Source organism: Helicobacter pylori (genome assembly GCF_015904775.1).
Taxonomy (GTDB): Bacteria; Campylobacterota; Campylobacteria; order Campylobacterales; family Helicobacteraceae; genus Helicobacter; species Helicobacter pylori_DM.
The window spans coordinates 1-24,894 of record NZ_JADZNC010000009.1 but is presented as its reverse complement, the minus strand read 5'-3'; the positions used below and the strand labels follow the sequence as shown (position 1 = coordinate 24,894).

Annotated in this window: 26 protein-coding genes and 1 pseudogene; 16 read left to right on the top strand and 11 right to left on the bottom strand. The window is 39.4% G+C overall.

Going from position 1 to position 24,894, the window contains the following annotated elements; translation table 11 throughout:
- The 5 genes from I6852_RS05525 to I6852_RS05505 all read right to left on the bottom strand — a co-directional run bounded on the left by I6852_RS05525 (window position 1) and on the right by I6852_RS05505 (window position 6,381).
- On the bottom strand, window positions 1–480 hold the full coding sequence (locus I6852_RS05525) for an RDD family protein (RefSeq protein ID WP_001257439.1): 480 nt from the start codon (window positions 478–480) through the stop codon (window positions 1–3).
- Between the two features lie 48 nt (window positions 481–528).
- Window positions 529–1,803, bottom strand: a complete 1,275-nt coding sequence (gene purD, locus I6852_RS05520) for a phosphoribosylamine--glycine ligase (RefSeq protein WP_197292074.1) — start codon at window positions 1,801–1,803, stop codon at window positions 529–531.
- 313 nt (window positions 1,804–2,116) lie between these two features.
- Window positions 2,117–2,803 (bottom strand): ABC transporter ATP-binding protein, encoded by a 687-nt coding sequence (locus I6852_RS05515; protein WP_079355360.1) that lies wholly within the window; start codon window positions 2,801–2,803, stop codon window positions 2,117–2,119.
- Complete coding sequence (locus I6852_RS05510; RefSeq protein ID WP_197292027.1) at window positions 2,797–3,501, bottom strand: di-trans,poly-cis-decaprenylcistransferase; 705 nt, start codon at window positions 3,499–3,501, stop codon at window positions 2,797–2,799. The genes I6852_RS05515 and I6852_RS05510 overlap by 7 nt, the downstream gene beginning before the upstream one ends.
- Before the next feature lie 39 nt (window positions 3,502–3,540).
- Entirely contained in the window at window positions 3,541–6,381 is a 2,841-nt protein-coding gene (locus tag I6852_RS05505) for an FAD-binding and (Fe-S)-binding domain-containing protein (protein ID WP_197292028.1), read from the bottom strand.
- Between the two features lie 71 nt (window positions 6,382–6,452).
- Between I6852_RS05505 and I6852_RS05500 the strand changes: the two genes are divergently transcribed.
- The 3 genes from I6852_RS05500 to crcB are packed head-to-tail and all read left to right on the top strand — an operon-like array spanning window position 6,453 to window position 7,913.
- Window positions 6,453–6,791: a rhodanese-like domain-containing protein gene (locus I6852_RS05500; protein WP_079297608.1), complete on the top strand. Its 339-nt coding sequence runs from the start codon at window positions 6,453–6,455 to the stop codon at window positions 6,789–6,791.
- Between the two features lie 2 nt (window positions 6,792–6,793).
- A complete protein-coding gene (locus tag I6852_RS05495) occupies window positions 6,794–7,474 on the top strand; it encodes a uroporphyrinogen-III synthase (protein ID WP_197292029.1) in 681 nt (226 codons plus the stop codon).
- 46 nt (window positions 7,475–7,520) lie between these two features.
- Window positions 7,521–7,913 (top strand): fluoride efflux transporter CrcB, encoded by a 393-nt coding sequence (gene crcB, locus I6852_RS05490; protein WP_197292030.1) that lies wholly within the window; start codon window positions 7,521–7,523, stop codon window positions 7,911–7,913.
- Between the two features lie 45 nt (window positions 7,914–7,958).
- Here crcB and hemW read toward each other — a convergent pair whose 3' ends face one another.
- Window positions 7,959–8,996, bottom strand: a complete 1,038-nt coding sequence (hemW, locus tag I6852_RS05485; protein ID WP_197292039.1) for a radical SAM family heme chaperone HemW — start codon at window positions 8,994–8,996, stop codon at window positions 7,959–7,961.
- Window positions 8,997–9,090: 94 nt separating this feature from the next.
- Here hemW and I6852_RS05480 point away from each other — a divergent pair, with 94 nt between their 5' ends.
- The 6 genes from I6852_RS05480 (at window position 9,091) to folP (ending at window position 13,559) form a co-directional block, all read left to right on the top strand.
- The gene (locus tag I6852_RS05480; RefSeq protein WP_127961171.1) at window positions 9,091–9,381 is read left to right on the top strand and encodes a c-type cytochrome; all 291 of its coding nucleotides are present in this window, start codon (window positions 9,091–9,093) and stop codon (window positions 9,379–9,381) included.
- Between the two features lie 160 nt (window positions 9,382–9,541).
- Window positions 9,542–10,009, top strand: coding sequence for an RNA pyrophosphohydrolase (locus I6852_RS05475; protein WP_000902569.1), 468 nt, complete (start codon window positions 9,542–9,544; stop codon window positions 10,007–10,009).
- A 1-nt stretch (window position 10,010) separates the two neighbouring features.
- The gene (locus I6852_RS05470) at window positions 10,011–11,228 is read left to right on the top strand and encodes an aspartate kinase (protein WP_197292031.1); all 1,218 of its coding nucleotides are present in this window, start codon (window positions 10,011–10,013) and stop codon (window positions 11,226–11,228) included.
- A complete protein-coding gene (locus tag I6852_RS05465; protein ID WP_000788233.1) occupies window positions 11,225–11,767 on the top strand; it encodes a HobA family DNA replication regulator in 543 nt (180 codons plus the stop codon). Before I6852_RS05470 ends, I6852_RS05465 begins: the two co-directional genes overlap by 4 nt.
- Window positions 11,764–12,420: a DNA polymerase III subunit delta' gene (locus I6852_RS05460; protein WP_079357580.1), complete on the top strand. Its 657-nt coding sequence runs from the start codon at window positions 11,764–11,766 to the stop codon at window positions 12,418–12,420. The genes I6852_RS05465 and I6852_RS05460 overlap by 4 nt, the downstream gene beginning before the upstream one ends.
- A complete protein-coding gene (gene folP / locus I6852_RS05455; RefSeq protein ID WP_197292032.1) occupies window positions 12,417–13,559 on the top strand; it encodes a dihydropteroate synthase in 1,143 nt (380 codons plus the stop codon). The genes I6852_RS05460 and folP overlap by 4 nt, the downstream gene beginning before the upstream one ends.
- A gap of 27 nt (window positions 13,560–13,586) precedes the next feature.
- Here the strand turns inward: folP and I6852_RS05450 are convergent, their stop codons facing one another.
- The gene (locus I6852_RS05450) at window positions 13,587–14,048 is read right to left on the bottom strand and encodes a hypothetical protein (RefSeq protein ID WP_139543756.1); all 462 of its coding nucleotides are present in this window, start codon (window positions 14,046–14,048) and stop codon (window positions 13,587–13,589) included.
- Window positions 14,049–14,170: 122 nt separating this feature from the next.
- Here I6852_RS05450 and I6852_RS08005 point away from each other — a divergent pair.
- The 6 genes and pseudogenes from I6852_RS08005 to I6852_RS05425 all read left to right on the top strand — a co-directional run bounded on the left by I6852_RS08005 (window position 14,171) and on the right by I6852_RS05425 (window position 19,520).
- Window positions 14,171–14,391: pseudogene (locus I6852_RS08005) on the top strand (hypothetical protein).
- A gap of 55 nt (window positions 14,392–14,446) precedes the next feature.
- Window positions 14,447–15,343: a DMT family transporter gene (locus I6852_RS05445; protein WP_197292033.1), complete on the top strand. Its 897-nt coding sequence runs from the start codon at window positions 14,447–14,449 to the stop codon at window positions 15,341–15,343.
- A 3-nt stretch (window positions 15,344–15,346) separates the two neighbouring features.
- Window positions 15,347–16,594: a glycosyltransferase family 39 protein gene (locus tag I6852_RS05440; RefSeq protein WP_197292034.1), complete on the top strand. Its 1,248-nt coding sequence runs from the start codon at window positions 15,347–15,349 to the stop codon at window positions 16,592–16,594.
- Between the two features lie 78 nt (window positions 16,595–16,672).
- Window positions 16,673–17,224, top strand: coding sequence for a DUF507 family protein (locus tag I6852_RS05435; protein WP_001237438.1), 552 nt, complete (start codon window positions 16,673–16,675; stop codon window positions 17,222–17,224).
- Window positions 17,224–18,351, top strand: coding sequence for a glutamine-hydrolyzing carbamoyl-phosphate synthase small subunit (gene carA / locus I6852_RS05430; protein WP_197292035.1), 1,128 nt, complete (start codon window positions 17,224–17,226; stop codon window positions 18,349–18,351). The genes I6852_RS05435 and carA overlap by 1 nt, the downstream gene beginning before the upstream one ends.
- A gap of 164 nt (window positions 18,352–18,515) precedes the next feature.
- The gene (locus I6852_RS05425) at window positions 18,516–19,520 is read left to right on the top strand and encodes a formamidase (RefSeq protein ID WP_000534792.1); all 1,005 of its coding nucleotides are present in this window, start codon (window positions 18,516–18,518) and stop codon (window positions 19,518–19,520) included.
- A gap of 78 nt (window positions 19,521–19,598) precedes the next feature.
- Here the strand turns inward: I6852_RS05425 and I6852_RS05420 are convergent, their stop codons facing one another.
- The 4 genes from I6852_RS05420 to alaS all read right to left on the bottom strand — a co-directional run bounded on the left by I6852_RS05420 (window position 19,599) and on the right by alaS (window position 23,709).
- A complete protein-coding gene (locus tag I6852_RS05420) occupies window positions 19,599–19,856 on the bottom strand; it encodes a hypothetical protein (RefSeq protein ID WP_197292036.1) in 258 nt (85 codons plus the stop codon).
- A 145-nt stretch (window positions 19,857–20,001) separates the two neighbouring features.
- Window positions 20,002–20,478 carry a hypothetical protein gene (locus I6852_RS05415; RefSeq protein ID WP_000929921.1) on the bottom strand — a complete coding sequence of 159 codons (477 nt, stop codon included), beginning with the start codon at window positions 20,476–20,478 and terminating at the stop codon, window positions 20,002–20,004.
- 113 nt (window positions 20,479–20,591) lie between these two features.
- On the bottom strand, window positions 20,592–21,164 hold the full coding sequence (gene maf / locus I6852_RS05410) for a septum formation inhibitor Maf (RefSeq protein ID WP_197292037.1): 573 nt from the start codon (window positions 21,162–21,164) through the stop codon (window positions 20,592–20,594).
- A gap of 1 nt (window position 21,165) precedes the next feature.
- Window positions 21,166–23,709: an alanine--tRNA ligase gene (alaS, locus tag I6852_RS05405; protein ID WP_197292038.1), complete on the bottom strand. Its 2,544-nt coding sequence runs from the start codon at window positions 23,707–23,709 to the stop codon at window positions 21,166–21,168.
- A 119-nt stretch (window positions 23,710–23,828) separates the two neighbouring features.
- Between alaS and I6852_RS05400 the strand changes: the two genes are divergently transcribed.
- Window positions 23,829–24,059, top strand: a complete 231-nt coding sequence (locus tag I6852_RS05400) for a YdcH family protein (protein ID WP_021173158.1) — start codon at window positions 23,829–23,831, stop codon at window positions 24,057–24,059.
- Window positions 24,060–24,894: the final 835 nt, after the last annotated feature.

Below are 24,894 nucleotides of genomic sequence, written 5' to 3'. Positions count from 1 at the left end.
TTAAAACAACACCAAAAGACTTTTGCTTTTTTCTTCATGCCACGCCCTATGATAGGGGTTTTTAAACACCACAAACCATAAAAAGGGGCATAGAAAAACCACGATTTTTAACCCTAAACGCTTCAATAAAATAGCCCTACTGGGGCAATCCGCTAAATAAATATCAATGATCTTAATCCTAAAAACCAGTTTAGCCAAACTCATCTTGCACAAACACACAAAAAAGATTTCATAAACGCCATACAAGATGATAAAACCCATCACAACAAACGCACTGTAATAAATGGGGTTAGTCAGCCAATATAAAGAATGTAAAAAAGCGCATGCCCTTAAAAGATCGCTCAATAAAAACGCCACCAATAAACTATCGGTTAAAAACGCTAAGATGCGCCAATACAAGGGGCATAAACGCATTTTTTCACGCATAAGGAGTGTTTCTATGATTTCAGTTTCTTCTTTTTCTAAATTTGGAGAGCGCATTCAGAAACAAACAAGACAAACTCTTTGGTTTGTCTTAAACTTTAACCTTTAAGAATATTCTTTCAAATCCAATACCTTAAAACCAATGTCCTTGCGATAAAACATGCCTTCAAAATGCACCTTTTGAGCGATCTCGTAAGCATGGTTTCTGGCTTCTAATAACGATTTTCCCCTACCAATGGCAAAGATCACCCTCCCCCCACTGCTTTCAAACACGCCATTATCCTGCTCCACCTCCCCTAAAATCAAATGGCCCTTTTTTTCATCAACCGGATCAATATAAAGGGTTTGTTTGGGCGAAGAGCTAGTGGGGTAATTCCTAGAAACAAGCGCCACACTCATCACAAATTCCTTAGAAAACACCAATTCAAGAGAATGCAATTCCCCTTTGGCTGTGGCTAAAAACAAATCTAATAGCGGATTTTCTACAAGGGGTAAAATCGTCTGGCATTCAATGTCTTTAAAACGCACGCTAAAATCCAATAAATACGGCTCTAAAACGCCCTTTTCTTCTATGATTACAATTTCAGCGAGTAAAACCCCTTTAAAAGGCGTGTTGTCAGCTTGAAGTTTCTCTAAAGTGGGTTTAAAGATATGATTTTTTATTTTCTCTTCTAATTCATTAGAGAAAAAGTTTGCAGGAGCGATGGCCCCCATACCCCCTGTATTGACCCCATTATCCCCCTCTAATAAGCGTTTGTAGTTTTGGCAAAAGGGCAACAAGATAAAATCATCATTGGCTATGAGCGCTGTAACTGAAAGCTCAAACCCCTCTAAAAAAGGCTCTATGATCACAGGCTCATTGCTTTGTTTTAAAGCGTCTTCAAGGATTTTTAACGCTTCTTCTTGATGATGGACAATGCTTGTGTTTTTATTCAACGCCTTAATCACTAAGGGGAAAGAAGCGTTTTGAATGTAATTGAGGGCCTCTTTTAAGTCGTTTGTTTCAAAGTAAGACGTGCTTTTGATACCGCATTCTTTAACAAAAGCTTTCATGTAGCTTTTGGAAGCCTCTAATTTCGCCGCTTCTTTAGAAGCCCCAAACACTAAAATCCCCGCTTTTTCTAGCATCTCTGTAAGCCCTAAAACCAAAAGCTCTTCTTCTGAAATGATAGCTAAATGGATCTGTTTTTTCAGGGCCAATTCCACGATATGCTCGTAATGTTCGCATTCCAGATTCTCGCCTAAATCTTGAGTGCCACCATTACCCAAACAAAAATACAAAGCATTCACTCGCTCATCTTGCTGAAGCCTTTGAGCCAAAGCATACTCTCGCCCCTTATTCCCCACAATTAAAACATTATAGTTATTGTTATCTTTCATGTCTTCCCTAAAATGTGGTTGTTTTTCAACCCAGATGACCGCTACTTTTACATGTGCATAAGTTCAACAAACCTACACTAATAAGGCTAGGAGGATCTTCTTAGGGGCAGATTTAAAAAATGCCATCACACAAAAACCACTACCTTAGCCTAACTTATTTTTTCAACGAACTTGCCATCAAATAAGAAACGCAAATCACCCAGGCGATGCTTACAATTATACTTAAATTTTAAAGAAATTCCATGCAAAAATATTCAAGCGATCCATGATAGTTTTAATTGGCGTTTAGGCGCTTTAAGAGAAACTGACTGATTTATTTCAACCTTTCTTTATACGCTCTTTCCAAACTGCTATACCCTTTTTTTAATTCCCCCACATCCCCAAAAGCCACTACTTTGGCTTCTTTTAAAAAAATCGCGCTGTCTAAATACTTTTCCACATCCACCACCAAATGCGTAGAGACTAACAAGCTTGCGTTTTGGCTAAACTCACTAGCGATGAGTTCAAAAATCTCTTCTCTTGCAATAGGGTCAATCCCAGCCACCGGCTCATCAAAAAGATACAAAGAAGCGTTTCGTGATAGGGTTAAAATCAGCTGCAATTTTTCCCTCATGCCTTTTGAAAGGGCTTTGAACTCTCTTTTTAAAGGCACGCTGAAGCGTTTCAGTAAATTTAGGGCTTTTGATTCATCAAAATCGCTGAAAAAATCCTTGTAAAAAGCGATCGCTTTTAAAGGCGTTAATTTAGGATCTAAAAAATCGCCATCGCTTAAAAACGCCACGCTTTTTTTAGTTTCTATGCCGATCTTTTGATTTAAAATTTTCACTTCCCCTTGATAGTTCAAATTCAATCCGGCTAAAATTTTTAACAGAGTGGTTTTACCCGCTCCATTAGGGCCTAAAAGCCCTATAAATTGCTGTTTGGGTAGTTTCAAATTGATATTGTCTAACGCTTTTAAACTCCCATAGGTTTTAGTCAAATTCTCTATTTCTACTAGCATTTTAATTCCCCGAATTTGCGCACCCTTTTGTAAAAATCGCTAATGATATTTTCTAAATCTTTGGGGGTGAAATCAGGCCATAAAATCGGCGTGAAAAACAATTCCGCATAGCTGGACTGCCACAATAAAAAATTAGACAAGCGCATTTCCCCCCCCGTTCGTAACAATAAATCCACTTCCGGCAAATCGCGCGTGTCTAAACGATTAGAAATTTCATTTTCTAAACTTTCTAAAAGGCTTATATTGCTAGGCGGGCTTTCTAGCAAGCTTTTAAAGGCTCTTGAAAGCTCGTTTTTAGATCCGTAATTGAGGGCTAAAACTTGCGTAAAATCCTTAAAATGCCCAGTATCGTTTTCAAGCTGCAAGATCGTATCTCTCAGTTCTTTAGAAAAGCCCTCTAAATCCCCTATCGCTCTGAAGCGTATGTTATTATCCAAGTAAGTGGATCGCTCATCTTTAAGGTATTTTTTAAGCATTTTCATTAAAAAATCCACTTCACTTTTAGGGCGTTTCCAATTTTCCGTAGAAAAAGCGTATAAAGTCAAGCATTCTAACTTATGATTAGCGCACCAGATCGTGATGTCTTTAAGGGTTTTTACGCCTTTTTTATGCCCATAAGCCCTAGCTTTATTCTTTAATTTAGCCCACCTGCCATTACCATCCATAATAATGGCAAGATGTTTGAGAGTGTTATCCAATGCCTTTACCCTTTAAAGAAATTCTTTATCATACACCATTTAAAGCGTGCAAGCATCCACTAAATAAGCGATATGCTGCCAAGAAAATCGGGTTTTTTCACTCAAACCGATTTCGCAAGTGCTAGAAGTGGAAAAACCCCTTTTAAGATCATAGGATTGGTAAAACGCTTGAAAGCCGTTTAAAGCGCTCTCGTTCAATTCAGGGGTAAAAAAGCCCTTATTCCCCGCAAAGCCGCAACAACCCGTCTCTTTATGGATGACAATCTCGCCCAAAGTGCATTTTTTAGCCAAACTCAATAACAATTCTTCTTTATTTTCTAACTTTAAAGCGCACATCGTGTATAACCCTATGTCTTCGTTAATGGGGTTGAATTTTAATTTAGGGCTTAGAACTTCTTCAATATAGACGCTCAAATCATAGACTTTCAAATCCTTATAAGCTTTCATTTGCTTGATAAAATGCGTCGAACATGCGCTATGGTCTAAAACAATCGGTATCTTGCCGTTATCGCTTAATTGTAAAAAAATCGCATGGTTTTTTTCATTGTTTTGTTTGGTTAAGTCGGTGTAATTGATGAAGGCTTTCCCGCAACAAAGCGCATCCAATCCATTAGGATACATTACCGAAACTTTGGCTTTTTGGCATAAGGATTCAAACACTTCTTGAATGCATCTTTTATCCGCCATTTTGGTTGATGGAGCGAACGAGCGGTTGATGCAGGTGCTGAAATAAATGACTTTTTCTTCGCTCTTGTGCGTTTTATTTTCTAAAGGATAGGCGTTGTTTTTGGGCATGTAATGAAAGGCTTTAGGGAAGGGCTTGATGAATTTTTTAATCCCTTTAGTCAGGCTCACTAAGTTGTGAGAGCCTATGAGTTTTTGAACCACGAAAGCACTTTTTAAAGAAAAACGAGCCGCGCTTGTGGTTGTTTGCATGTGATTAAGGATCTTTGAAGCGATCTTTTCGCCTTTAGGGTTCTTTTGATAATAATTTAAAGCGATGCTCCCGGTATCAATTTCTAAAGGGCATAGGGTAGAACACATATGGCACACCGCACAAGTGGCGTGTGCTAAATATTCAGACTCTTTTAAAAGCTCATCTAATAAAACCTGATCTTCATTATGACCATGGCTTACCCTTTCTTTTAAACGCTCTATCTCTCTGTGGATAACGATTCGTTGTCGTGGCGTTAAAGATAAATCTTTGCTAGGGCAAACCCTTTCACAAAACCCGCATTCCATGCACATGTCCAAATGCTCTTCAATAGGGTGAATGCTCTTTAAATTTTTAGTGTGGATTTCTTTATCGTTTGTGATGATCACATCAGGGTTTAAAATGCCGTTAGGATCAAACAATTCTTTGATTTGTTTGTGAATTTTATAGGCTTTTTCCCCCCACTCCATTTCCACAAAGGGGGCTACCATCCTGCCTGTGCCATGTTCGGCTTTAATAGAGCCAGAGCTTTCGCTCACCATTAAAAACATGTCAGAAACTAAATTTTCAAACGCTTTTCTTTCAGTTTCATTTTCTAAAATCGGCGTAACGACAAAGTGCAAATTCCCGCTTAAGGCATGCCCAAAAATAATGCCATTATCCTTAAAGCCATGTTTTTTTAAAAGCCCTTCAATCGCTTTTGCCCCCTCTACAAAATTTTCTTGACTGAAGCACACGTCTTCAATGATCACAGAGCTTTGGCTTTTTCTTTGAGACGCTGCGATAGGGAAAATGCCTTTTCTGATCTTCCACCACGATTGATAAATAGTAGGATCACTGCTGATTTGAGAATCTAAAACGACCGGTATCGCATTCAAAGCGTTTAAAATCGTTTGCATGTTGTTTTCCAAAATTAAAGGATCATCGCTTTCGCTTTGAATGAGTAAGCATGCGTTAGGCTCTTTGATTTCTAAAACCACGCTAGGCATGCCCTCCAAACCTTTCACGCTTTTTAAGGACGCATAATCCATAAGCTCTGCTGAAGAAATCGTTTCAGGCTGTTTGGCTTTTAAGGCGGCTAAAATTTGAGCGGCTTTGGCGCATCGCTCTAAATTTTCATAAAACAATAACGCGCAAGTTTTATAAGCGTAGTCTTTCACGCATTCTAATCCCACGCTTGAAATAAAGCCTAAAGTCCCCTCAGAGCCTATGAATAAATGGCTAATGATTTCAATAGGATCTTCAAAATCAATGAGAGCGTTTAAGCTATAGCCGGTGGTGTTTTTGATCTCGTATTTTTTCTTAATTAAAGCATGCAATTCTTTATCTTTTAAAATCTCTTTTCTTAAGTTTAAAACCCCTTCAATCAAATCTTTGCGCGCGTTTTTGAAACCCTCAACGCTCTTTTGATTGGCGGTGTCTAAAAGAGTGCCATCAGATAAGATCACTCTTAAGGATTTTAGGGTTTTGTAGCTGTTTTGCTCCACCCCGCAACACATCCCGCTAGCGTTATTGGCAACAATCCCTCCTATCATAGCGGTGTTTATCGTAGCGGGATCTGGGCCTATTTTTTTATGATAAGGTTTTAATAAAGCGTTCGCGTTGCTTCCTATGACTCCGCATGAGAGCTGGATGCTTGTAGCGTTATTTAAAATTTTAGCGTCTTTGAAAAAATGCGTAACCATAACTAGCACCCCATCACAGCTCGCTTGCCCTGATAAGGAACTCCCAGCCGCTCTAAAAGTCAATGTAACGCCATGCTTTTTGGCTAAAACACAAAGCTTTTGGACTTCTTCTTCACTTTTCACCCAAACGACTATTTTAGGGATATAACGATAACATGACGCATCAATGCCATAAGCCAAACGGCGTAAATAATCCTTAAAGATCCGCTCGTTTAAAAACCCGCTCGCTTCGGTAAAAAAAGCATGATAATTTTCTTCCACACGCACTCCTTAAACATTCCTATTTATCAAATCATTGTAACATAACCTTACTTTAAAAATTAAGGATAAACATGCTTGAAGATTATGCAATCAGTTTAGAAGAAGTCAATTTCAATGATTTTATTGTCGTAGATGTGCGCGAATTGGACGAATATGAAGAATTGCATTTGCCTAACGCTACGCTCATTAGCGTCAATGACCAAGAAAAGCTCGCTGATTTTTTAGCCCAACACAAAGATAAAAAAGTGTTGCTCCATTGCAGGGCTGGTCGCAGGGCTTTAGATGCGGCTAAAAGCATGCATGAATTAGGCTATACGCCCTATTATTTAGAGGGCAATGTCTATGATTTTGAAAAATACGGCTTTAGAATGGTCTATGATGATACCTCTTTGAGCAATAAGAAAAACTAGGCATGAGGGAGATTGTATGGGTGCATTCTCAAAGAATCGCCCCTTATAAGACTCTCATTTTAAACGAATTGCACTACTATCCTTTAGAATTGGATTTAACCCCTTTTAACGCCCTGATTTTCACTTCTAAAAATGCGGTGTTTTCCTTGTTAGAAACCCTAAAAAACAGCCCCAAGCTCAAAATGTTACAAAACATTCCTGCTTACGCTTTGAGCGAACCCACCGCCAAAACTCTACAAGATCACCATTTTAAAGTCGCCTTTATAGGGGAAAAAGCCCATGGCAAAGAGTTCGCCAAAGAAATCCTTCCTTTATTGGAAAAAAAAAGCGTTTTGTATCTCAGGGCAAAAGAAATTGCCTCTTCTTTAGACACCATTCTTTTAGAGCATGGCATCAATTTCCAACAAGCCGTTGTTTATGAAAACAAGCTCAAACATTTGACTTTAAGCGAACAAAACGCCCTAAAACCCAAAGAAAAGAGCGTTCTTATTTTTACCGCTATAAGCCATGCAAAAGCCTTTTTGCGCTATTTTGAATTTTTAGAAAATTACACCGCTATCAGCATTGGCAACACGACCGCTTCTTATTTACAAGAGAAAGGCATTCCAAGCTATATTGCCCAAAAGCCTTCCTTAGAAGCGTGTTTAGAACTGGCTTTAAATTTGAGGATTAAGGAATATTAAAAACATCTTATTATAATGCTCTCTATTGATTTTTAAAGGATGATGCATGAATCTTGTCTTTTTATGGGCCGCTTTAGGAGGGGCTATAGGGAGTTCGTTAAGGTATTTTGTGGGCAAAGTGATGCCCAGTAAATTTTTAATGTTTGAAAGTTTCCCTTTAGGGACTTTTAGCGTGAATCTCATAGGGTGTTTTGTCATCGGCTTTATGGGGCATTTGGCCGCTAAAAAAGTTTTTGGTGATGATTTTGGGATTTTCTTTATAACTGGGGTTTTAGGGGGTTTTACGACCTTTTCTTCTTATGGGCTAGACACTTTAAAACTCTTGCAAAAATCCCAATATATTGAAGCCGTTTCCTATGCCTTAGGCACTAACATTTTAGGGCTTATTGGGGTAGCCATTGGTTGGTTTTTGGCTAAAAATTTTGTAGGCATTAATTAAAAAACGCTTTTTAGCGTTTTATTAACGCTTGATTAAAGCAGAGCCTTACAACAGCCACAAAGCCATTTCATCGGCCATGAAAAAATCGCTCGCTACCAATCGGTTATTTTTAATGAAAGCCTTATTCTCTTCAATCAAAAACTTTACTTTATTTTCATCTAAGAAACTAAGCTCAACCCCCAGCACGCATCTTAAGCCTAAAAACAGCTTTTCTAAGCGCTTGTCTTGTTCGCTAAGCGTCTCAACTTGGCGTTTTAACGGGTCTTTGATGTAGTTTTCTATGAGTTTTTTCGCAAAAAAACGCTCATTCGCCACGCAACCTACAGCCCCAGCCCCACACCCTAAATAATCTTTAGCCCCCCAGTAAGCTAAGTTGTGTTTGACTTGATAATCTCTAGCGTAATTAGACACTTCGTATTGCTTGAAAGAAAAGCCCTCTAAAGCCTCTCTCACCACATTGTCAAAATCCACGCATGAGGGTTTTTTGGCGTTTTTTTCTAAATTCGTGTTTTTTTCAACGCTCAAAGCGTAAGCGCTCAAGTGGTTGATGGGGAGTTCTTTAGCGAGTTTTAGTTCTTCTTTTAAAGAGCTTTCATTGTCTAATGGGGTGTTATAAATCAAATCAATGCTGATATTTTCAATCCCGCTTTTTAAAATAGTTTCTATCACGGGAGCGATATTTTTGGAATGTTGGCGCTCTAAAAACAATAATTTATCCTCCCTAAAACTTTGCACCCCTAAACTCAAGCGGTTGATCCCTAAATCTTTTAAGCCTTGACACCAAGCTTTAGAAATCAATTCGGGGTTAGCTTCAGTGGTGATCTCACAATCCAAGCTCAAGCACGCATGTTGATGAATGCTTTCAAAAATTCTTTCAAAAGCTTTCACGCTCAAAGTGTTAGGCGTGCCACCGCCAATAAAAATACTTTCAATTGGTTCGTCAGTTTGGCTTAAGGCATGCTTTAAATCCAGGCATAGCGCTTGAGTGTATTCTTCTTTTAGCCCATGCTTGTTTTCATAGGAATTGAAAGCGCAATAACCGCATTTATTTTCACAAAAAGGGATATGAATGTATAAAATCATATTTATTTCTCTCATTTTCACTTCATTTTTAAGCAAAACTTAAACTTGTAATTGTATCATTTTAAGATCATTTTGGTAGTCAAGGAGACAAACGATGAAAAAGGTTATTATGGCTTTAGGCGTTTTGGCGTTCGCAAACGCTTTAATGGCAACCGATGTTAAAGCCCTTGCAAAAAGTTGTGCCGCTTGCCATGGGGTTAAGTTTGAAAAGAAAGCTTTAGGCAAAAGCAAAATCGTCAACATGATGACTGAAGCGGAAATTGAAAAAGATCTTATGGATTTTAAAAGCGGTGCCAACAAGAATCCTATCATGACCGCGCAGGCTAAAAAATTAAGCGATGAAGACATCAAAGCTTTAGCCAAATACATCCCCACTCTCAAATAAATTCTCTCAATTTTAGTAGCGCTATTTGGGCGCTATTAAAATGGGTTTCAAGCCCTTTTTTCTTAATTTTTGATTTTAATGGCATTCTTAACCCTACTTAAAGCCAGCATACACTATAATACCATCTTAATCAAACAAGAAAGAGCTAAAATAAAGACCTATGCTACATAAAAAATATCGTCCTAATGTTGCGGCCATTATCATGTCGCCAGACTACCCTAACGCATGCGAAGTTTTTATCGCTGAGCGCATAGATATTGAAGGGGCGTGGCAGTTCCCCCAAGGGGGCATTGATGAGGGAGAGACCCCTTTAGAAGCGCTTTATAGAGAATTATTAGAAGAAATTGGCACGAATGAAATAGAGATTTTAGCGCAATACCCCAGATGGATCGCCTATGATTTCCCAAGCAACATGGAGCATAAATTCTATTCATTTGATGGGCAAAAACAACGCTATTTTTTAGTGCGCCTAAAGCATGCGAACAACATTGATTTGAACAAACACACGCCAGAATTTAGGGCTTATCAATTCATTCATCTTAAGGATTTGCTTAAAAAAATCGTTCCCTTTAAGCGTCAGGTGTACCGCCAAGTCATCGCTTATTTTAGAAAAGAGGGGTATTTATAGGGTGTTAATCGTTCAAAAATACGGCGGCACGAGCATGGGCAGCATAGAAAGGATCCACAATGTCGCCCAAAGGGTTTTAGAAAGCGTTAAATTAGGGCATCAAGTCGTGGTGGTGGTTTCGGCGATGAGTGGCGAAACCGACAGGCTTTTAGAATTTGGCAAGAATTTTAGCCATAACCCTAACAAGCGAGAAATGGACAGGATTGTGAGCGTGGGGGAATGGATTTCAAGCGCGGCTTTGAGCATGGCGTTAGAGAGGTATGGGCATAGAGCCATTTCCTTGAGCGGGAAAGAAGCGGGCATTTTAACCAGTTCGCATTTTCAAAACGCCGTGATCCAATCCATTGACACCCAACGCATCACAGAGCTTTTAGAAAAAAACTACATTGTGGTGATCGCTGGGTTTCAAGGCGCTGATATTCAAGGCGAAACAACGACTTTAGGGCGTGGGGGGAGCGATTTGAGCGCGGTCGCTTTGGCCGGGGCTTTAAAAGCGCATTTGTGTGAAATCTATACGGATGTGGATGGCGTTTATACCACCGATCCGCGCATTGAAGAAAAGGCTCAAAAAATCGCGCAAATCAGCTATGATGAAATGCTTGAACTGGCTTCTATGGGGGCTAAAGTGTTGTTAAACCGCTCGGTGGAATTAGCCAAAAAACTCAGCGTGAAGTTAGTGACTCGCAATTCGTTTAACCATAGCGAAGGCACGCTCATTGTGGCTGAAAAAGACTTTAAAGGAGAACGCATGGAAACCCCTATAGTGAGTGGGATCGCATTGGATAAAAATCAGGCTCGTGTGAGCATGGAAGGCGTGGAAGATCGGCCTGGCATTGCCGCTGAAATCTTTGGCGCTTTAGCGGAGTATCGCATTAATGTGGATATGATAGTCCAAACGATTGGCAGAGACGGCAAAACCGATTTGGATTTTACGATCGTTAAAACCCAAATAGAAGAAACCAAGCAAGCCTTAAAGCCTTTTTTAGCACAAATGGATTCCATTGATTATGATGAAAATATCGCTAAAGTTTCCATAGTGGGCGTGGGCATGAAGTCGCATTCTGGGGTAGCGAGTATCGCTTTTAAAGCCCTAGCCAAAGACAATATCAATATCATGATGATTTCTACAAGCGAGATTAAAATTTCGGTTTTGATTGACATTAAATACGCTGAATTAGCGGTTAGAACTTTGCATGCGGTGTATCAATTAGATCGATGAAAAATTTCTACGACTGGATCAAGGAATTTGTGCGCGATCAAGGGGAGTTTATCGCCCAACAAAGCGGGTGGCTGGAATTAGAGCGATCAAGCTATGCCAAACTCATCGCACAAACCATCTCGCATGTGCTTAATGGCGGATCGTTATTAGTAAGTGCGGATTCTTCTAGGCACTGGTTTTTAAACTACATCCTTTCTAACTTAAACCCTAAAGACTTAAAAGAGCGCCCCTTATTGTCCGTCATTGATTTTAACGCTTCTTCTTTCTACCCTAAAAACGATGCGAATCTCTCTCTAGCCACCATAGAGATGACTTATCAAAACCCCATGTTTTGGCATGTTGGGAAAATTGAAAATGAAGGCTTGAAAACCTTACTATTGAGTAAAATCCCTAGTTTTTTATGGCTTTTTGAAGAGCTTAAAGAAGATTGCTTGCTTTTAAAAGAGCATGACAGCTTGCTAGATTATAAATTATTGCAACTCTTCAAACTCTTTGAAAACGCGCTTTTTAGCGCACTATACAATAAGGTTACTCTGTGAAAAACTCCAACCGCCTTATTTATACGGACAATCTTGAAGAGAGTTTAGAAGAAACTGCAAGCCTTTTTGAACACCACATTAAATTCTACACGGAGATTATTGAAAAAGACAAAAAGGTGATCAAAACTTTTAACAAGGATTTTAAAATTGAACATGCCAAAGAAGTCCTATCCAAAGCCAATCTCAAACACAGCGAATTAAACGCCTTTTTAATCGCCGCGCCCAGTTATGGCGTAGAAGCCCAAAACGCGCTTTTAAAAATCTTAGAAGAACCCCCAAATAACGTTTGTTTTATCATGTTCGCTAAAAGCCCAAACCATGTGTTAGCCACCATTAAATCCCGCCTAATCAAAGAAGACAAACGCCAAAAAATCCCCCTAAAACCTTTGGATTTGGATTTATCAAGGCTGGATTTGAAAGATATTTATGCGTTTTTAAAAAATTTAGACAAAGAAAATTTTGATTCCAGAGAAAATCAGAGGGAAAAAATTGAAAGCCTGTTAGAAAGCGTTAATAGGCATAAGATCCCCTTAAACGAGCAAGAATTGCAAGCCTTTGATTTAGCGATCAAGGCTAATAGCTCTTATTACAAGCTCAGCTACAATCTTTTACCCTTGCTTTTAAGCCTTCTATCCAAAAAGAAAACGCCATGATTGTAAAACGCCTTAACCCTGATGTGCTCAAAAACGCTCTGCAAAAAATAGGTCCAGAAAAGATCGCACAAGATCGTATGCATCAAAAAGGCGTTAGCTTTGTTTTTGAGATCCAGCATCTGCCCTTAAGCGCTACGCTCATTTTAAAGCAAGAGGCCATCAGCGTTGGGGGCGATTTTGCCACGCCAAGAGATTGCATTTTAGCTAAAGAGCCTTTTTATGATGGGGTGTTGGTTGTGAGCGCTAAGCAATTAGAACGCCTTATTACTAAGTGCCATTCCCAACCCTTTGGGCTTAAACATTTAGCGCAAGAATTAAAAAGCCACCTCAAAGCCAAAAAGCCTAACGCCCCACAGATCATGGCAATCTTGAATCTCACGCCGGATAGCTTCTATGAAAAGAGCCGGTTTGATAGTAAAAAAGCACTTGAAGAAATCTATCAATGGCTAGAAAAGGGTATCACGCTCATTGATATAGGCGCGGCCAGTTCAAGACCGCAGAGTGAAATCATTGATCCAAAAACAGAGCAAGATCGCTTAAAAGAAATTTTATTAGAGATCAAATCCCAAAAACTCTACCAATGCGCTCAATTCAGCATAGACACCTACCATGCCACAACCGCGCAAATGGCTTTAGAGCATTATTTTTCCATCCTTAATGATGTGAGCGGTTTTAATAGCGCTGAAATGCTAGAAGTCGCAAAAGATTACAAGCCCACTTGCATTTTAATGCATACTCAAAAAACCCCCAAAGACATGCAAGAAAATGTTTTTTACCACAATTTATTTGATGAAATGGATCGCTTCTTTAAGGAAAAACTAGAGGTTTTAGAAAAATATGCGCTTCAAGATATTATTTTAGATATTGGGTTTGGATTCGCTAAATTAAAAGAGCATAATTTAGCCTTAATCAAGCATTTAAGCCACTTTCTCAAATTCAAAAAACCCTTATTGGTGGGAGCGAGCCGTAAAAACACGATCGGGCTTATCACCGGGCGTGAAGTTCAAGACCGGCTCGCTGGCACTTTGAGTTTGCATTTAATGGCACTGCAAAATGGAGCGAGTATTTTAAGAGCGCATGACATTGATGAGCATATCGATCTCATCAAGGTGTTTAAGAGTTTGGAAGAAACGGATTAAAAAAAGCGCCTCAACCCTAACCCCATTTTAAAGGGTAACATCCATCGTTGAAGGGTTGTTGTAAGCGTTTTGGTAGCGTTGCAAAAAATCGTTATGGTTAGTGGCGTTAAAGGTTTGAAAGGCTTTTTTGTGCAAGCCATTCACCGGTTGCTTGGGGGCGTTTTCTACTTCTTTAGAGAATTTCCCGTTATAAAAATCCGTCAAACTATAGAGCGACTGAGCGGCAAGGCGTTTTTGGCTCTCATCCATTCCGGCCGTAGCCCTTAAAAAAGCCTCATACTCTCTATCGCTCATCAATTCTAAAACCAAAAAGCCGTAAGTCTCTCGCTTGTCAGGGTTAAAGGGGAGGTTTTCTGTTGGAGCGTCCTTTTTTTCTCGCTCTATTTTTTCTGCGCTTTCAATAGGAGCTAGGTCTTCTTTAGGAGCGCTTTTAGCGTTTAAAAGCCCATAGAGGTTAGAATCAAACTGATTGATAGAAGAAACAGCCATGCGAATTTCCTATAATTGAATTTTACGCTGATATTAAGCAAAATTCATTCCCTAATGAGATAATCCTCTAGCATGGGGTTTTAACAAAACAAGGGATTTAAAAAGCTTAAAAGAGTTTTCTAATAGTGGCGTTCAAACCCTTTAAAAAGGGTCTAGGAGTTTATTTTCAAAAAGGATTCGTGTTTTTATGTTTTCATATTTCTATAAGGAGTTTGAAATGCTGAAGCTTCTAGAATGATTCTAGATAAAACAAAAGGTAAAACTCCTAGAACATTGTTATAGCATGATTTTATCAATCAATGCAACTTTTATGCTTTTAGAGCTTAAAAACTTTAAGTCTTAATTAGAGATTTTAGGTTAAACTACCCTAAAAATCTTTAATCTAATGGGTAAAAGGCATGCGTAATACCATTTTGTTTGGCGTTTCAATGATACTCTTGGCGAATTTATGCTTTGGGATCATGAGCGCGTTTGTTAAAATCACAGCGGATTATTTTTCCCCTATGGAAAACGTGTTTTACCGCTCCATTACCATGACGCTCTTACTCTTATTTATTTATCCTTTCAAACCCTACCGCTTGAAGAGTTACAAACAAGGCGGTTTTAAAAAGCTCGCTTTTAGGGTCGTTGTGGGGGGCTTAGCCATGCTAGCGTTTTTTTATAATATTGAAAAAATTTCACTCGCTACAGCGACGGCTTTTTCGCAATGCGCGCCTATTTATACGGTGCTTCTTTCCCCTTTTCTTTTGAAAGAAAAGCTCAAAAGAAGCGCGTTAATTTCTGCATGCATCGGGCTAGTGGGGGTGGTGCTGATCTCCGATCCTAGCGTGGAAAATGTGGGGCCGGTTGAAATTATTATGGGAATATTGAGCGGGATCTTTGTGTCTTTGGCGTATATCACTTTAAGGGATTTGAGGGAATATTACGACAAGCAAGCCGTGATTTTAGCGTTCGCTTTTGGCATGAGCCTTCTTGGATTAATAGGCATGTTCATTGATATTCCTTTTTTATCCACAGGCATTCATATTCCTAGAAAAGAAGACATTTTGTGGATTTCTTTAATAGGGATTAGCGGGACTTTAGGGCAGTATTTCTTAACTTATGCTTACATGAACGCTCCTGCTGGGATCATTGCCCCCATTGAATACACCCGCATTGTTTGGGGGCTGTTGTTTGGGCTGTATTTAGGCGATAAATTTTTGGATCTTAAAAGCTCTTTAGGGGTGGCTTTGATTTTATGTTCAGGCTTACTCATTGCCTTGCCCGCTCTTTTAAAAGAATTAAAAAAAATTTAAGCCATGCAACTAAGCCCCTTACAAAGCGCTCTGTTATATTTCCGCTATTTTATTTATCCAGAGAAAAAAACAAGGAGCTTTGATTTAAGCGATTTAGTCTTTATCATCATGGTTTTTTTAGTCCTGGCTTTGGGGCTGTTGATGAGTAAAGAAATTTCTATCAGCTACAATGAAGCGAAAGACTTTTTTTATAGCAGCGCATGGTTTGTTCAAATCGCTCAAAAAAGCACCGCTATTTTAGGCCAAAACGATTTGGCTTTGAGATTGCCTTTTTTGATCGCTCATCTCATTAACATGTTTTTATTTTATTTTATAGGGCGAAAGATCTTAAAAAAGCCTAAAGACGCCCTTTATGTGGTATTGACTTACGCTTTATTGCCTGGAGTGAATCTCTTTGCGATTTTATTGGCTAAAAGCGTGTTGGTGTTAAGCCTTGGGCTTTTGGTTAGCTATTTGTATATCAAAACCCAAAGAATCCCTTATTTCACCCTTAGCGCTTGCGCGTTTTTAGACGGCGCGTTTATCCCGCTTTTACTAGGGGTTTTTGCCTACGCTTTAAGAAAACACTGTTTTAAGAGCGCGATCTTTGCTTTGGTGGTTTTAATTGTGAATACCGCTCTTTTTAGTGGGGATTTTAATAAAGGCTTGCCTAGCGGGTATTTTATAGACACTTGCTTAGAACTCATGCTTTTGTATTCGCCCTTATTGTTCCTCTACTACCCTTATACGCTCTATAAAGCCCTTTTGGATAAAAAGCCATCGTTACTAGCCTTTATGAGCGCGAGCGGTTGGCTTTTCCCTTTGCTTTTGAGCATGCGCCAAGAGATAGATTTAAGAACTTTCGCCCCCTTAGCGTTAATCGGTTTGCCTTTGTTTGTTAAAAGCGTTTTAAATAGCCTTAGGGTGCGTTTAAAGGAATTCAGGGGGCAGTATTATTTGCGCGTTTTTAGTTTGTATCTTTTAATGCTCACTGAAACGCTTTTTTTATGGGGGAGTAAAATTTCTGGTGCTAATGAAAAATTATTGAATCGGCATTTCTTAGCCAAAGAAGTCGCTACAGCCTTGCAATTAAGGGGAATCCATCAAATCCGCACTAACGATAAACAACTCGCTTTAAGGCTCCAATTCTATGGCATTAAAGAGGGGGGGAGGTTAAGGCTCATTAACACTAAAATTTCTAAAAAACGCCCGGATATTACAATCATCTACGCTGATAAAATTCTACAATCCTATAGTTTGGTGCGCCATTAAATTAATTCTTTAAAAAGCGTTTTATCTAAAAAACGATAAAATACACTCTAAAAATAAATAAAATACGCGAGAAAAATCATGAGACTCAAACTAACCCATATCACCCACATAAGCCATAAGATTGCCAACGACTTTATCCATTCAAAACTATTAGAATTAAAAGCCCCTAGAGAATTATTGTGCGAATTGATAGAGGGGATTTTGGAAAAAAGCGTTAAAAAAGAAAACGCCATAGATGAGCAAGCCAGAGAGCTTTTAGAAGAAAACACCGATGAGATAGAATTCATGCGGATGGATGAAAGGCAGCTTTTTTGGATGATTAAAAGACAGATCGCTCAAAAAGAGGGCTTTCATTTGTTTTGGGAAGAAAGGTGCAACGATTTGTCGCACCAGATTTTGAATAAAATCTTAGATGAAGATTTGATCATGTTTAGCGTGTCTGAAAATTTGATAAGAAATTTGATTTACAAATCCATTGACACCTATTCTAAAGCGTATGAAAGCATTGAAAATGAAGTGCATGAAAAAATCAAGCATTACAAACGCAAACTGCCCGTAGGGAGCGATGAATACGAGTTGGTGTTTGAAAGGCTCTATGAAGAAGAATTAAGGCGCAAGGGCTTTTTATAATGGTCTCTCTTTATTTAGAAAACGGGCTTTTTTTACAGGCTCAAAGTTTTGGGGCTAGCGGCACGCAAGTGGGCGAGCTTGTTTTTAACACTTCTATGAGCGGCTATCAAGAAGTCATCAGCGACCCTAGCTATAAGGGGCAATTTGTGGTTTTTAGCATGCCTGAAATTGGGGTTGTGGGCGCTAATTCTAAAGATGATGAATCCTTTTTTTCATGCGCAGGGGTTTTAGCGCGCCATTACAACGAATTTTTTTCTAACTCAAGGGCGGATTCTAGCTTGAGTGCTTATTTGAAAGAGCGCGGCGTTTTAGGGATTTGTGGCGTTGATACCAGGAGTTTGATTAAAACCTTACGACACCATGGGTGCTTGATGATAATAGCTTCCACGATAGAGCATGACAAAAACAAGCTTGAAAAAATTTTAAAAAACGCCCCTAAAATTTCTCACTCCCCCTTAGTGTCTAGCGTTTCCACGCCAAAAATCATCACGCACCAACGTGCTACTTTTGATTTCAAAACCCTAGATTACAAGCCTTTTGATGAAAAAACCTCCCATAAAATTATCGCTGTGTTAGACTTTGGAGCTAAGGGCAATATTTTAAACGAGCTTCAAAATGTGGGGTTAAAAGCCCTTATTTACCCGCACCACACTAAGGCTAACGATCTGATTAAGGCCTATGAAAAAAAAGAAATTAGCGGGATTTTTCTCTCTAACGGGCCGGGCGATCCTTTGAGTTTGCAGCAAGAAATTGGCGAGATCAAACAACTCATTGACGCTAAAATCCCCATGTTTGGCATTTGCTTAGGGCATCAATTGCTCTCTATCGCGCAAGGCTACCCCACTTACAAACTCAAATTTGGCCATCATGGGAGCAACCACCCGGTTAAAAACCTAAAAACAAACGCCGTGGAAATCACTGCACAAAACCACAACTATTGCGTCCCTGAAGAAATTGAAGAAATCGCTATCATCACGCACCGCAACCTTTTTGACAACACCATTGAGGGCGTGCGCTATAAAAACGCTCCCATTATTTCTGTCCAGCACCACCCAGAAAGCAGCCCCGGCCCCAAAGAGAGCCATTATATTTTTAAAGAATTTGTGGAATTGTTAAAGGATTTTTAAGGGTTTAAAGCAACATCTATAGAGGCTGAAAAGCGCTTTAAAAATAGATTTAAATCTTTTTATCAAAAAATCTCGCATTTACTCTAAATTAGTTCTCTTGCAATAGTATTCTCTCGCAATAATTGTTATTGTTATTGCGACAAAACTTTTTAGAAGGAGTTATTATGGGAAGTATCGGTAGTATGGGCAAACCTATTGAAGGGTTTTTAGTGGCAGCCATTCAGTTTCCTGTGCCAATTGTCAATAGCCGTAAGGATATTGATCACAATATTGAAAGCATTATCAGAACCTTGCATGCGACTAAAGCGGGGTATCCGGGAGTGGAGCTTATCATTTTCCCTGAGTATAGCACGCAAGGTTTGAATACCGCTAAGTGGCTTAGCGAAGAGTTTTTATTAGATGTCCCGGGTAAAGAGACAGAGCTATACGCTCAAGCGTGTAAAGAGGCGAAAGTTTATGGTGTTTTTTCAATCATGGAACGCAATCCTGATTCTAACAAAAACCCCTACAACACTGCCATTATCATTGATCCGCAAGGTAAAATCATTTTAAAATACCGCAAGCTATTCCCATGGAATCCTATTGAGCCATGGTATCCTGGGGATTTAGGAATGCCTGTGTGCGAGGGTCCGGGCGGATCAAAATTAGCCGTGTGCATTTGCCATGACGGCATGATTCCAGAGCTCGCTAGAGAAGCGGCCTATAAAGGGTGCAATGTGTATATCCGCATTTCAGGCTATAGCACTCAAGTCAATGATCAATGGATTTTGACCAACCGCTCCAACGCGTGGCACAATTTGATGTATACCGTGAGCGTGAATTTAGCCGGCTATGACAATGTCTTTTACTACTTTGGTGAGGGGCAAATCTGTAACTTTGATGGCACGACTCTCGTTCAAGGGCACCGCAACCCTTGGGAGATTGTAACCGGGGAAATCTATCCTAAAATGGCAGACAACGCTCGCTTAAGTTGGGGCTTAGAAAACAACATTTACAACCTAGGCCATAGAGGGTATGTGGCTAAACCGGGCGGAGAACATGATGCAGGCTTAACCTACATCAAAGACTTAGCCGCCGGTAAATACAAATTGCCTTGGGAAGATCACATGAAAATCAAAGATGGCTCTATTTATGGCTACCCTACCACCGGTGGGCGTTTTGGGAAATAATCCCTAACCTTGTATTTTTGCTAGAACCTGTTTTTAAAGGTTCTAGCGTCCCCCTATTTTAATTTTTTCAATCAATTTTTACGAATAGTCTTCCATTGTAGAACATGTAAAAAAACCCATAAAAAGCGTAAGCCCCCATAAAGCGATATAACCTATGCAAAACCATGTTATTTTTGATAAAGACCACCACCCCATTGCGGCTGATAGAGTGCTAAAATCTGTAATAATGCCATAGCCACAATAGATCATTCCCGCTAAACATGCCAATTTATGAGCATGGTAGTAAGCGCTAATCCCAAAACAACCACCAAGATTGATAAAAGAATACGAGACCAAGACCCCATGACAACTCCTTAAACATCAAATGTTGTATTATATCGCTTTTTTTGTTTGTCAAGGGGGTTTATCAGTTAGATAGAGTGTTTTTAACGCTTATCTTTTAGTGATAAGCCTAAAAACATTGCTTTTTATCATAAGCCAATTATCGGTCATCTAATATACCATTAATAGGTATACTTGGAAATGTTGAAGCGGAGCAAAAAAACACATAAAGAAGAAAATAACCCGTTACTTTCCAAAAAGACCGCCCATTGAAACCCCAAATGAGACACAAGCCTATCATTGCTTCAACAACGATGCAAAATAACGACAAAAATCTTAAGCTAGAGATTGAAATTTTTTGCCCTTCTGTGAGCTTGTCTTTTCTAAACGCCTCTTGCAAACCTTTCTCAGCCAACGGCTTGACGCCATCAACGATTGGTTTGGTATCTGGGAAAAAAATACTGATAGCCGCACCTCCAATACCCATAGCAGCAGTAATGAAAGGATTGTTTTGATTGGGATCAGAATTTTCTATCTCTTCCATCTCTCTTTTGAAGCTCTTCCCAGAAAAGAGATATATTCCCCACGCAACCAACCATAAAAGCACCACCGCAACAGAAAAAATAAAATGCGCCAATGCGAGAAACCCTTTAAACATCAAATGCTGGAGTGTATCGTTTTTTTTGTTTGTCAAGGGGGGGTTGGCTAGAAAATAGTATTGTTGAGTGTTTTAAAATAAAATAATAGCGTTTATAACGATGCAATTTTAGCCCCTAATTTTAGTGCCCCTAACAAGCCTTCCACATTCAGCCCCAACCCCACGCTTAAATTCTCGCTTGAGTTTTTAATATAGGGCTTATGAAAGTCCTCTAAACGCACACAGCCCGCGCTTTCTTGCCACAAGCCGCTCTCTAAATATTTTTCTACCTCGCTAGGATCAAACGCCTTTAAACGCGCTCTAAAAACCGATAGATCCAACCATTCTAGTTTAGGAGAAATCAATGCCGAGCAGGTTAAAACCTCTATTTCATTGCCATTTTGGCGTTTTAAAAATTCAAGGGCTTCTCGCTTGTTTTGAGCTTTTCGTTGCATGCGATTACCCACGCTCACCACGCTATCAGCCACCACGATAACGCAATTATTCGCAAGTAACTCTTTAGCTTTTTCCAATTTCCCCTTGCACGCCAAATAGACAAACTCCCTAGGGTCTGTGGTTTTTAGGCTTTCTTCATCAAAATAGAGCGCTTTTTGTTCAAACTTAATCCCATGCTCTTTTAAAAGATTCGCCCTAGCGCTGGATTGAGAGCCTAAAATAAGCTCCATGCTATCCCTCTAAAGCTTTAAGAGCGGTATTTTTCGCTAAATTGAGCGCCGCTTGCAAATTTTCAATATCCTTGCCCCCAGCGCTCGCAAAATCATCTCTCCCGCCCCCTTTGCCCCCTAAAATTTGCGCCACTTCATTAGCCCATGCGTTCGCTTTTATGGGGGCGTTTTTCACCCCGCATGCGAGAGTGATTCGCTCGTTTTCTTGTTTAAACACCATAGCGAGCAATCTTTCATGCTTACTTTTCAATCGGTCAATCATTTCTTTAATGTCGCCTTGCTCCACGACGCCCACCACCAAACTCACGCCATGGATTTTTTCAACCGGTAAATCCATAGAAACGGGGGCTTTTTGGCTGTTTTTCGCGCTCTCTTTAAGTTTGTTGATGCCGGCTATGACATCGTTATTTTTCAATAAAATCTTAGCGTTTTTAAGCTCTTTACTTTCTTCTTTAGCCAGTTGGTAAAAGGCCTTCCCGCACACCGCTTCAATGCGTCTGACCCCACTACTCACCCCGCTTTCTTTAAGGATCCTAAACCCCCCAATAAGCCCAGTATTTTCCACATGAATGCCCCCACACAATTCAATGGACGCTTCTTTAAAGCTCACCACCCGCACATTTTCAGCGTATTTTTCACTAAATAACGCTAACGCTCCCTTATCTTTGGCCTGATTTAAAGGCATATGCTCCACCTGGCTATTTAGGTGCTTGAAAATTTGAGCATTAACCAAATCTTCTACTTTTTCTAGCTCTTCATCATTGAGCGCTTTAGGGTGCGAGAAATCAAAGCGCAATCGTTTGGATTCCACCAAACTCCCTGCTTGACTCACATGCGAGCCTAAAACTTCTCTTAAAGCGCTCTGCAATAAATGCGTCGCGCTATGGTGTTTGGCGATTTCTAAGCGTTCATCGCTCACTTGTGCGATCACTTGATCGCCTTTTTTTAGCGCTTTTTTGATTTCAAGGAGCGAAAAATTAAGCCCAAAAAAGTTTTTTGTATCTAGCACCAAAGCCGCTTCTTCATTATCTTTTAAAAGCGCGCCCCTATCGCCTATAGCCCCCCCACCTTCTGCATAAAAAGGGGTTTTTTCTAGCAACACCCAGATTTCTTGGTTAGGGTTTGCTTCTGTTATTTCTTTAAAATCGCTATCAAAAAACCCTAAAACTTTAGCAGGACATTCCGTCGTTTCATGCCCCACAAATTCATTAGGCGCATAAGCGTTTAAAATAGCGCTAAAATCGGCGTTATTTTGTTTGCCTTTCCATGAAGCTTTAGAGCGTTTCACTTGCTCTTGCATGCAATTTTCAAAGCCTTGCATATCCGCGCACGCCCCATGACTTCTTAACATGTCGTTTGTTAAATCCAAAGGAAAACCAAAGGTGTCATAAAGCTTGAAAGCGATCTTGCCATCAAAAATCTTATTTTCATTCAAATGCTTTAAAGACAAGTTAAACAATTCCATGCCAGATTCCAAAGTCTCTAAAAAGCGCTCTTCTTCTTCAAAGCACTCTTTCATTACCATTTCTTTAGACTCTTTCAAATACGCATGCGTGTTAGAAAATTGCTCGCACACCACGCCCACGACTTTGTATAAAAACGCTTCTTTCAAGCCCATTAAATACCCATGCCTTAAGGCTCGCCTTAAAATGCGCCTTAGAACATAGCCACGACCTTCCTTATTGAAATGCACCCCTTGAGCGAGCAAGAACGCCACCGCCCTTGCGTGATCGGCCACTACCCTAAAGCTTGGTTTAAATTCGCTCGCATAATCTAAGCTTGTAAGATCGCTGATTTCTGCCATTAAAGGCGCAAATAATGAAGAATCAAAATTATTGAGCTTATGTTCTAATAGCGCTTGCACCCTTTCTAATCCCATGCCTGTATCAATGCTAGGCTTTGGCAAGGGGGATAAAACGCCATTACTAGAGCGTTCGTATTGCATGAACACCAAATTCCAAATTTCTAAAAACCTATCGCCCTCGCCCCCAAAATAATCCTCGCTCCCCTTAAAGTGCTTTTCGCCTTGATCAATGTAGATTTCGCTGCAAGGCCCGCAAGGCCCGCTATCGCCCATTTGCCAGAAATTATCTTTATCGCCCATTTTTTTAATCCTGTCAACAGGCACAAACTTTTCCCATAGCTTAACGGCTTCATCGTCTTTTTCATGCACGCTGATGTATAAATCTTTAGGCTTAAACCCTAAATTTTTGGTTACAAATTCCCACGCAAACAAGATCGCTTCTTCTTTGAAATAATCCCCAAAAGAGAAATTCCCTAGCATTTCAAAAAGCGTGTGGTGCCTTGCGGTATAGCCGACATTTTCTAAATCGTTATGCTTGCCGCCTGCGCGCATGCACAATTGCGAGCTTGTCGCTCTAGGGATGCTAGGGCGCGGCACTATACCGGTAAAAATATCTTTAAATTGCACCATGCCGGCATTGGTAAAAAGCAAGGTGGCGTCATTAGGCACTAAAGGCATGCTGGGATAAATCTCATGCCCTTTATTTTTAAAAAATTGTAAAAATTCGTTGCGAATGTCCATGGGTATTCCCTTTTGTTGTTTTATCGTGCATTTTAAGGCTATTTTATAGCTCTTTTAAGTTATTTTTTTAAAAAGATAGTTTATTATACTTTAAACATCCAAACTTAAAGGAGAAAACCATGTTCCATGAATTTAGAGACGAAATCAGCGTGTTAAAAGCGAATAATCCGCATTTTGATAAGATTTTTGAGAAACACAACCAGCTTGATGACGACATCAAAACCGCCGAGCAACAAAACGCTAGCGACGCTGAAGTCAGCCACATGAAAAAACAAAAATTAAAATTAAAAGATGAAATCCACGGCATGATCATAGAGTATAGAGAAAAGCAAAAATCTGAACGTGCTTAAGGTTTAGTCATCTTTGTGAAAACACGCTAAAACGCTTTTAAAGAGTATTTTAACTTGTCGCTTGGTTAGCACTTAACGCTTTGGTTTTGAATTGAAGCGGTAGGTTGTTTTCAGCTTCGTTCCCACCATAAGCTTTATTAATTTTAATGTTCTTTACATCATTTTAAAAATGGGGTTTTGAAACTTTGTTTTATCGTTTTAGCTCTCATTTTGTTGTAAAACTTATTTTATTAAAGTTTTATTTTATTTTATTAAATGGATAGGGAGTATTTGAAACCATTCTCACCCTTTTAACCCCACTAAACCCCCCTAAAGAAGCGCTTTTTAAGAGATTATCGCTTAAAGTAGCGTCAAGTTTTCTACTAAATAATCACTAAAAACGCTAAAAGGATTTTTTCATTTTTAAAATTATCGCTTGCTTTTGGCAAGCTCTTTTATCATTGGTTATAAAAAATACTAAAAAAGATTTTTCATCAACCCCCCTAAAAAAAAGAGGATTTAAGAGAGGGGGTTCAAAAGAAAAAGGATTTTTCATCAAACCCCCAAAAAAAGGGAGTTTCAAAACAAAGAGAGTTTAAAAAGGGAGTTTAAAAAACAAAGGGGGTTCAAAGAAAAAAGGAGTTTAAAAAAAAAGAGTTTAAAAAAGAAAGAGTTTAAAAAAGAAACCCATTAAAAAGAGAATTCAAAAACAAAGGCTTCAAAAAAATTAAACCCCTCCAAAAAAAGAGTTTAAAACAAACCCCCAAAAAAGAGGGTTAAAAAAAGAAGTTTCACAAAGAGCTAAACGTCAATAAGCGAACACGTAATTCAAATACACGCTATAAAGCCTGCGGTA